The 8,163-nt window shown below is 56.4% G+C and carries 10 protein-coding genes and 1 pseudogene; 5 read left to right on the forward strand and 6 right to left on the reverse strand.

Features of this window, described 5'->3' with window-relative positions; translation table 11 throughout:
- Nucleotides 1-504: pseudogene (locus ACSHSS_RS29120) on the forward strand (ornithine cyclodeaminase family protein); the annotation flags it as partial.
- A 571-nt stretch (nucleotides 505-1,075) separates the two neighbouring features.
- Here the strand turns inward: ACSHSS_RS29120 and ACSHSS_RS29125 are convergent.
- Nucleotides 1,076-2,325, reverse strand: a protein-coding gene (locus ACSHSS_RS29125; RefSeq protein ID WP_258171806.1) for an IS3 family transposase whose coding sequence is annotated in 2 segments (ribosomal slippage) — nucleotides 1,076-1,959 and nucleotides 1,959-2,325 — 1,251 coding nt in all. Because the reading frame shifts where the segments join, the coding sequence is not laid out codon by codon here.
- Between the two features lie 21 nt (nucleotides 2,326-2,346).
- Nucleotides 2,347-3,201, reverse strand: coding sequence for a CHASE domain-containing protein (locus ACSHSS_RS29130; RefSeq protein WP_006411709.1), 855 nt, complete (start codon nucleotides 3,199-3,201; stop codon nucleotides 2,347-2,349).
- 117 nt (nucleotides 3,202-3,318) lie between these two features.
- Here ACSHSS_RS29130 and ACSHSS_RS29135 point away from each other — a divergent pair, with 117 nt between their 5' ends.
- A complete protein-coding gene (locus tag ACSHSS_RS29135) occupies nucleotides 3,319-3,564 on the forward strand; it encodes a helix-turn-helix domain-containing protein (RefSeq protein WP_006400871.1) in 246 nt (81 codons plus the stop codon).
- An 82-nt stretch (nucleotides 3,565-3,646) separates the two neighbouring features.
- On the opposite strand, the gene ACSHSS_RS29140 is transcribed toward ACSHSS_RS29135, so the two are convergent.
- Complete coding sequence (locus tag ACSHSS_RS29140) at nucleotides 3,647-4,126, reverse strand: MarR family transcriptional regulator (RefSeq protein ID WP_006411716.1); 480 nt, start codon at nucleotides 4,124-4,126, stop codon at nucleotides 3,647-3,649.
- A 173-nt stretch (nucleotides 4,127-4,299) separates the two neighbouring features.
- Here ACSHSS_RS29140 and ACSHSS_RS29145 point away from each other — a divergent pair, with 173 nt between their 5' ends.
- Entirely contained in the window at nucleotides 4,300-4,698 is a 399-nt protein-coding gene (locus ACSHSS_RS29145) for a helix-turn-helix domain-containing protein (protein WP_045594010.1), read from the forward strand.
- 3 nt (nucleotides 4,699-4,701) lie between these two features.
- On the opposite strand, the gene ACSHSS_RS29150 is transcribed toward ACSHSS_RS29145, so the two are convergent.
- Complete coding sequence (locus ACSHSS_RS29150) at nucleotides 4,702-4,932, reverse strand: hypothetical protein (protein WP_035948119.1); 231 nt, start codon at nucleotides 4,930-4,932, stop codon at nucleotides 4,702-4,704.
- Between the two features lie 88 nt (nucleotides 4,933-5,020).
- Between ACSHSS_RS29150 and ACSHSS_RS29155 the strand changes: the two genes are divergently transcribed.
- Together ACSHSS_RS29155 and ACSHSS_RS29160 are read left to right on the forward strand one after the other, a co-directional pair.
- Entirely contained in the window at nucleotides 5,021-5,386 is a 366-nt protein-coding gene (locus ACSHSS_RS29155) for a hypothetical protein (protein ID WP_105756504.1), read from the forward strand.
- A gap of 33 nt (nucleotides 5,387-5,419) precedes the next feature.
- Nucleotides 5,420-5,629: a hypothetical protein gene (locus tag ACSHSS_RS29160; protein WP_035948117.1), complete on the forward strand. Its 210-nt coding sequence runs from the start codon at nucleotides 5,420-5,422 to the stop codon at nucleotides 5,627-5,629.
- Between the two features lie 407 nt (nucleotides 5,630-6,036).
- Here the strand turns inward: ACSHSS_RS29160 and ACSHSS_RS29165 are convergent, their stop codons facing one another.
- Nucleotides 6,037-7,026 carry a GTP pyrophosphokinase gene (locus tag ACSHSS_RS29165; RefSeq protein WP_051003637.1) on the reverse strand — a complete coding sequence of 330 codons (990 nt, stop codon included), beginning with the start codon at nucleotides 7,024-7,026 and terminating at the stop codon, nucleotides 6,037-6,039.
- Entirely contained in the window at nucleotides 7,023-8,090 is a 1,068-nt protein-coding gene (locus ACSHSS_RS29170) for a nucleoid-associated protein (protein ID WP_006411705.1), read from the reverse strand. The genes ACSHSS_RS29165 and ACSHSS_RS29170 overlap by 4 nt, the downstream gene beginning before the upstream one ends.
- Nucleotides 8,091-8,163: the final 73 nt, after the last annotated feature.

The raw sequence follows: 8,163 nt of genomic DNA on the forward strand, positions 1-8,163 counted from the left end.
AGACTGATCACGTTCGCCGAAACGATTGATCACCATCGCCGAAATCCGCAGATGCAGGCGCTCTTTCCGCAAGTGCGCTTCGATGCGTCGTCCGCCGAGGCGGCCGTGAAAGCCGCCGACGTCATCGTCACCGCGACGAGAAGCGCCGTGCCGCTCTTCGATGGCGCCGACGTCAAAGCGGGCACATTCGTCGCGGCCATCGGCTCAAGCAAACCGAATGCACGCGAAATCGACGATACGGTGCTTTCTCGCGCCAGCCTCATCGTCGTCGAATCGCTGGAGCAAGCAAAGGCTGAAGCCGGCGATCTGTTGATGGCCGCTGCCGGGGTAATCCATTGGGAAGAGGTGGTCGAGCTTGGCAGCGCGATTGCCAACGGCGACTCTCTTGGGCGCGACGAAGGCGATATCACCGTCTTTAAATCGCTTGGCATAGGGCTCGCCGACGTTGCCCTCGGCGAACTCGTTACGCGACGGGTCATGCAAAAAGCGCAAGCCCTCGCTTGAGAGACAGGCACGCGTCGCGCAAGCCGGCTTTCGCGCCGGAGCCGCGCGAGCCATTCGCCCACTGAGCCATAACTTCGTCCCGTGCGGAGCGAACGCATCGACGAAGCCGAAAATAGGCGTATGTCATTCCGATGACATTGCCAACGAGCGGCACGCAAACGCCATTCGGTTCGGCTTTCAATCGTTCATTTACATGGGAAAAGTCATGTCCGGCACTAACCCTACTATTCTTGTCTCGCGCCCTAGCAGTGATTCGATCAATCTTTTGGCCAGCGATGATGCTGGGCCGGCCACATCGACTGCAAAAGCCGAGCGGCCCGGCCGGCCGGAGGGCACTCCGCCGGGCGCGCTTCTGGCAGTGATGACCCGAGCGCCGAGGTTGGGATCAACCGAATCTCCAGTTGCCCGCCGAGCCTCTCTGAATCCTCCCTCGATCGTCACGCCCCCGGGTCTTGCCCAAGCGCGGCGCTCCCTTGTTTCGGTGGAGGGCAACATCGTTGCTCCGTCTTATGCGGATGCGGGCGACTCCGCCACTGGAGTTGCCCCTGTAACTCAGGACACGCGGACACCGTTAGGTTGATGACACCGCATTACGCCTGAACTCGCGAGGCGAGCGGTATTGCAGGGCTTTATGCGGGTGGCGCTCATTGTAGTGTTCGAACGCGATAGCCAGATGCGAGAGCGCCGTTGGTGCGTCAGGCTTGTCCATATAGGCAACGTAATTGTGCTTCATGGTCTTCACGAACGATTCAGCCATGCCATTGCTCTGCGGCGAACGTACCGGCGTGGTCAGCGGCTCAAGGCCCAGTTCGCGAGCGAAGCTGCGCGTACGGTGGTCGATGTAGGCCGAGCCGTTGTCCGACAGCCATTCGATGGGCTGCGCGGCCCGTGTGGTACCGAAGCGCTGCTCGACGGCGGCCAGCATCACGTCGCGCACCACATCACCGCTATGCCCGCCGGTCGTTGCTGCCCAGCTAATCGCCTCGCGGTCGCAGCAGTCCAGCGCAAACGTCACGCGCAGCGGCGTACCATCGTCGCACCGGAACTCGAAGCCGTCGGAGCACCAGCGGGTGTTGCTGCGGTCTACGGCAATGCGACCGTCATGCCGCCGCTTGTCTCGCCGCACTCCGGGGCGGCGCAGCAGCAACTGATGCTCACGCATGACCCGATACACGCGCTTGACGTTGACGCACGGCGCACCGGTCTGCTCCCGACTGCGACGCAACAGCGCCCAGACACGCCTGTAGCCGTAAGTCGGCAGATGCGCTACATGGGTCTGAATTTCCTCGACCAGTCCAGCGTCATTGGTCACGCGGGCACGGCGACCATCGCGCCAGTCAGACAAGCGAGTTCGCTTCACCGCCACGGCAGAGCGCGCCACGCCGAGAACTTCGCAGACCGTCTTCATCGGTCGTCCCCCGGCAGCAAGGGCGAGCGCGCAATCAGGTTTTTTGAACGGCCCCATTCCACGGCTTCTTTCAGGATTTCGACCTCCAGCGTCTTCTTCCCGAGTAGCCGTTGCAGTTCCTTGATTTCCTTGATGGCGGCGGCCAGCTCAGATGCCGGCACAACGGTTTCGCCTGCCTTCACCGCCGCCAGACTGCCTTCCTGGTATTGCTTGCGCCAGCCGAACACCTGGTTGGCATTGACGCCGTGCCGACGCGCCACGGCCGACACCGATGCTCCCGGCTCAAGTGTCTCCTGCACGATGGCGATTTTCTCTTGCGCCGTGCGCCGACGACGGCGCTCCGGCTCGGTCAGAATTTCGATGCTTTCCACGTAATGACTAGGCTTACTGATAGGCACAAGACTATCCCTCATTTTAAGAGAGTCCTTGTGTCCTCAGATACGTGGGGCCGCTCCAATCAGCATCGAAACAACTCGGGTCGCGAGTTGTGCTCGTACTGCAACGCTGCTGGTTTCCGGAGGGCTACTGTAGATGGCCTTGAAGATCAGATAAGCCCGCCCGCCCTCATACAGGTCGAAGGGTGCGGAAATCGACGGTCGCCCTGTCCGGATGGTCTTGTCTATCGCCCCCCGAAACTTGCTGTCGGCATAGACATCCAGCCCAAGGACCGGAAGAGCAGCCGGCTCCTGCGGCTCCATGAAGGTTATCGGATAGTAGACAGAGCGGGTCGATGCAGGATGCCATTTCCGCTCGCCCCCATATCCGTAATCTTTGATGAAGTACCCGAGCGTGACCTTCTTTCTTGCCCAAGCCTCGAATTTCCCGACGTCAGCCAGCTCCACGCGCGGCTGCAACTCGATCATGTAGATGTGCGGATAGCGCGTCAGCATTTGGTGAGCGTAATCGCTCAAGCCCTTCGACTCCACGCCGGGGAACGTGTGCAGCAGGGAATCGATGCCGGCGAGTACGGCTTCATTCTGGTCGAGCCGCTGGCGAACGATTTCGTAGGTCGTCTCACTCTGGCCCACGAACTCTCTTCGCAGACGGGCAATCTCGGAGGCAACAAGAACACCAATGACGATCGATGCCGCAGCTATCCACCCGGCAAGGGCAACAACAATCACTTTGGCGGAAGGACGGAGATGCCGAATGGAAAGCATCATCAGGATCAGGCACGAAACCAAGGCCAGCCATTGTAAGGGGAAGCCTGCTGCCAGCAACCGATGAAGTGAACACACGGACGGACTTTGACCTAGCTCGCGGAAACGATCATCAGGGAGTAGAGCCAACGGGGCACGCTCCCCATCCAGACGGCAAATTGTAACTTATAGTGCGTGTCCTCATAGAGAGTGGCTTCATAAAGGTCAAATCCATACCCTCCAACGGATGTTCATGGACATCCAACGATGGATTACGACCCGCTCGAATTGTTCGGAAAACGGCTGGTGGAACTGCGAAAGGCGAAAGGCTGGTCGCAGGAAAAACTCGCCCTCGAATCGGGCTTGGCGCGGTCGTATGTCGGCGGGATCGAGCGCGGTCAGAGAAACATCGCGCTCTACAATATCTGCGTCCTAGCCGAAACCTTGAACGTCCCGCCGAGCGATATGCTCGCGTTCGAGTCCGGTCACGGGAAAAATCAGCGTCGCAAGTAGCTTGCTGCGCCTCGGGAATATGCCGACGTCGCCCCTTCGATCCCGCTATCTCCGATCCAACACAACACACGTGGCCGTGTGGTCACACCACCCGCGCGAGAATCCGCCGCTGCGCTTGATACTGAACGTTTTGGGCGTCTCCCTGCAACTCTTCCAAAGCTTTCATCAAAACGTCCTGATACAGCGGTAGCAACGCCTCCAAGCGTTCGGCGATTCCGGCGTCCGCCGCCAGATTGTTCACGAGCCGCTGATACCCATCGAAGCCGAACATTCGGTCGCGAATGGGCTGGAGAACGCACCGGCGATTGTCGTTTTTCTCCTCGGTGATGTCGATATATCCGAGATGCTTGAGGTCGAATGCCGCGCCGATTACCTGCCCCTGGCTGCCGCCGAGAACACAACTCAGTTCGTGCAGGGTCATGCCCGGAAATGCATTGATCAGTCCGAGTGCTCTGGCCGCCATCGGCGTCATCTGCAACGCGCTCGCGAGCGCCGACGCTCGACATCCCTCATAGGCGGTCATGAAGGCGTGAAACCGGGAAAGAGGATCGTTCGTGGTCATAGGTCGTTGATTTTTCTGAATTGGCCCTTGCCCGACGGCGTTCGCTGTTATCCCCGACCGCTCAGGCATTTCCGCACGATACGGCAAAGTCGCCTCGAATTCAACCATATTGGAATATTACATTCCACTATGGTTGTTCATCACTACCGGAATGAAGACGACCATATCGGCCTATGACTACCCGCCCTACCTCGCCCACCGACGATGCCGAAGACGCGCTGCTTGCTGCTCGTGTCGGGACCGCCATTGCCGAACAACGGCGCGCACGCGGTCTGACTCAGGCCAAGCTTGCGGAGATGATCGATCTGGAACAGGAGGCGATTAGTCGATGGGAGCGCGGTACGAGGATGCCGACCTTGCATCGGCTCCAGCAGCTCAGCGACGCGCTGGACTGCTCGGTCGACCAGTTATTGCAACGTGGATCGAAGCGGCCGGACGACCAACTGGCGATGATTGCGAATGCGCTCAATGGATTGGATAGCGACGAGCGGGAACTCGTCGTGAATTTTGTTCAGCAATTCGCTGGCATGCTCAAGGCCAAGCATCCAGCAAAGAGCAAGCGGCACAAGTAGCGATCAGGACTCGATGCGATGGCCGACGTACTCAGCCCATGCCAAGTCAATCAGCGATGGAGGAACATCGCTCATCTCGAATCCCGGAATGTCTTCGAGCGACATCAACAGACGTTCGATGAAGCTGGTCCATGGGAGATTGCCTCCGAAGCTGTCCCGGACCAATGCAACCAGATCGCGAATCTGCGCGATGGTAAGTGACGGGTAGTCCTTATGGTGTTGGCTATCATTCATGCGCCGATTATCCCGGCGACACCCCGATTCCAGCTACGATGTGGTATAAGGTTGAATATCAAGCTGACAACTTAACGGGGACTTCACAATGAGATTCACCTCTAAGGCGGCGAGCGCCCTCTTGCTTGCAGTTTCTCCGGCACTCTCCTACGCGCAAAACTCGGTCAGCCCCGAAGATGAAAAAGCGATAAAGCAAGCCATCATTCACGAATTAACTGACCCAGATAGCGCAAAATTCCGCGAAATACGGATTAGCGCAGACGGTAATACTGCATGCGGCTACGTAAATGCAAAAAATAAGTTTGGCGGATATACTGGCTTCAAGATATTTCAGGGCGCCATCATCAGAACTCCAAACTACCCTACGCGCTTTGCACCCATCTCAATTTCAAATAGCGAAATCGAGGAACAAGCGAACCTCATCGTATGTCACAAGAATGGCGTACTCCGATAGCACGAAACATCGTCAACTCGGGCGAGAACAATCATGGCGGTCACGATGTATTTTGACAAGACTGTTTTGGATCAAAGCGGCAAAACCTCAATGGACGTCGAATTTGGCCGCTTCTCGTTCTACCCCGAGGACAGCATCTACCTAGCCATAGATGGAAAGACTGTAATTACGGATCACGCAACTGCAAAACGATTCGTTGATGCAGCCGTGGCGGTTGGCAGCTATCACGGCTTTGCGGCTTGATCGACACGCCAGTTTAGAATTGACACACAAAGCAATTCGACTCGATATATTGGGCTGCTGGGGCCAAGCCAATGACAAGCAAGCTTGAAGATGAACAAAGATTTTTACGCAAGCTGTGCTCACAAAACCGCTTTTATCTTGTCTGGCGCGGCGAGATGGCATGCGAAAAATGCTTTTACAACTGGCGATCAAGAAGGTCGTCTCCTCCCGCCCGCTGCCCAAGATGTAACTCGAAAGAACTGCGTGCAGTGAAAGAGAAAGAGTTCTATTGAGACGGAGTCGCAGCATGGGTTTCTTTAAGTCCAACGCCTGAAGAAGGAGAAGTTGCTCGCTAAGCACTACCAGCGAGTATCTCCCGAATAGTCGCGACAACATCAGGTCTCTCGCCTCTGCGAGACTCGCGACGTTTAACGCACCTTGCTCGCCTTTCCGAGATCCGCCATGATCGTCTGTACGTCGTTCGCATATCTCTCGATAGGCCACAACTCGAACGCAGCCGAGCCGTGTTCGTCAATCAACGAGTATGCGAGCAGGCACATTGGTCGATCGAACAAAGAGTCGCTACCAACACGGCCGGCGATCTTCTTCGCCAGAGCAGGCAGAGTAACGAGCTCGCGCAATTTTTCTCGATTCGTTTGCGTTAGCCAGTCGCGATATTTGCTCAACACCGTCATTGTATCGTCGTCACTAGCTGACACATCGCGATACCCCGTGACTTGCGCATAGACATCAGGCAAGAACCGAAGCCATTCTTCACGCTCCGTATTCACCTGATTTAACTCTTCAAGCGCCTCACAGAACATGCTGTCCGTCGTTTCCATCAGCGCCATGCACCGAGCAACTAGTCGCTTCGTGGACGATGGCACTACGCCCGCTGGCTTGTAAATGTTGTCATGCACAAGTTCCGCATATGCATGCTGCAACAACGTTCGCACTTGGACTTCGCACGCAAGATCCGCTGGCACTTCAACCTCGTTGAGTACCAGCTTGCTCTTATTTCTTGCGAGATAATGGACCGACTGATAGTCGAAGACCATTGGCTCCTGGCTGATTTCGAATGACGGGTCCCGCTCCCTGCTAAGCGTCCAGTCTGTGCAGTGAGCCAAAGCCTCCTGTAGTATGTCGATGTCCGTGCGCACTAAAACGATGAAGCGTGCCCCCACTAGATCCGTGATCTGCCTGCCGGGATCTGTGTATCCTTTCCTGTCGATTTTCTCAAAAGCGGACTTGGCACTCTTCACACGATAGGTCGGCTCCACCTTGAAGAAGGATCCATACCTATGCTCTCCGATTTCGCCTCGCACCCGATTAGTGACTCGCTGGACGACAAATTTCCCCCACTCCTCAAGTGCGGGAGATAGATCGCCAAGCCACTTATCGACTTCGTCTTGGGTCATTCCTGTGACTGAAGTGTGCCGTTAATGGTAACTGTAGTTACCCCATCAACAGACGTGTCGATAGAAACAAGCTCCTTCAGTTTGTCAGGTGGCGTAGAAATCACTACGTCCCCCGAAAAAACCATTCGCTGTCGCCGTTTAAGCTTCGCTTTGATGTACTCCGTGTTCTTGGATACTGCATGCACCGGAAAGTTGGCACGCTCCATGAAATCGCAATACTCGTCACGTGTAGCTCGCTCAAAGTGTTCATCCCCAAAGTCGGCCACGCTGAGGGTCTGTTTGTTGCTCCGGAGCTCTGAACGCAACGCATCGACAAGATCCATACGGTCCTCTGGCTCGAAGCCGCGAGAGTTAATGAACTCGATGGTACGTTCGTAGAAGTCCTGTGTCAGACGCTTGTCTGAGGCAGCGATGTCAGCGCCCATGAACCCGCTGTAGAAATACAGCGCAGCGCTTCTTGTCTCGGTCCCCGTCATCAAGTGGTCGAAAAGATGCATCACGAAATGCTCCCGCTGGTACGGCTGAGCACGTCCCGCATTCCCGCCGATCTGTTGCACGTAGCCAATCTTATACAGACGCTGACTGTCAGTAAGAAAGATATTCGTCAGGTAGTCAATCTGAGTCTGCCGACCGTGTCTAGTCTCACCCAACCCATCTTGCATTTCTGCTTTGATGACTGCCATAAATCGGCGTTGCACTCTGCCCACGACGCCCGAAACAACAATAAGCTTGCTCGGCGGCAAATCCCGCGTGACCTGCGCAGCAGCCAAGTCATGCGCCATCTGGCGACTCAGCGCCATGAATTGACCTTCGTCAGCATGCATAGCATCGGCAGCATTCTGAAAAAAGCTGCCCGGACCCGCGTCTCTTATATCGACCTCGATACCGTGCGACCGATGCCCGAGTGCCTGCACAATCCGTCGCGTAAACATATCCATCGCTCCCGGCGGCAAGTGCAGCAAGTCGTCAGCGTAATTTGGCTCGACGACGTTTCTGTCCGCATCCCGTTGATTGATGTGATGAACAACCAGTCGCTCTATGACGAGCAAATCCAACGTCAGCATGGTCCCTCAGCGTGTAGTTATTACTAGGGAAACGCTGATTTATTCGGCTCGGCGGTCATCGCAGACGTAGCCG

The sequence above is a fragment of the Burkholderia sp. BC1 genome (genome assembly GCF_052683555.1).

Coding starts and splice junctions, on each gene's coding strand:
- ACSHSS_RS29140 (WP_006411716.1), bottom strand. CDS start 4,126: ATGACCACGAACGATCCTCTTTCCCGGTTTCACGCCTTCATGACCGCC.
- ACSHSS_RS29165 (WP_051003637.1), bottom strand. CDS start 7,026: ATGACCCAAGACGAAGTCGATAAGTGGCTTGGCGATCTATCTCCCGCA.
- ACSHSS_RS29155 (WP_105756504.1), top strand. CDS start 5,021: ATGAGATTCACCTCTAAGGCGGCGAGCGCCCTCTTGCTTGCAGTTTCT.
- ACSHSS_RS29170 (WP_006411705.1), bottom strand. CDS start 8,090: ATGCTGACGTTGGATTTGCTCGTCATAGAGCGACTGGTTGTTCATCAC.
- ACSHSS_RS29160 (WP_035948117.1), top strand. CDS start 5,420: ATGGCGGTCACGATGTATTTTGACAAGACTGTTTTGGATCAAAGCGGC.
- ACSHSS_RS29150 (WP_035948119.1), bottom strand. CDS start 4,932: ATGAATGATAGCCAACACCATAAGGACTACCCGTCACTTACCATCGCG.
- ACSHSS_RS29145 (WP_045594010.1), top strand. CDS start 4,300: ATGACTACCCGCCCTACCTCGCCCACCGACGATGCCGAAGACGCGCTG.
- ACSHSS_RS29135 (WP_006400871.1), top strand. CDS start 3,319: ATGGATTACGACCCGCTCGAATTGTTCGGAAAACGGCTGGTGGAACTG.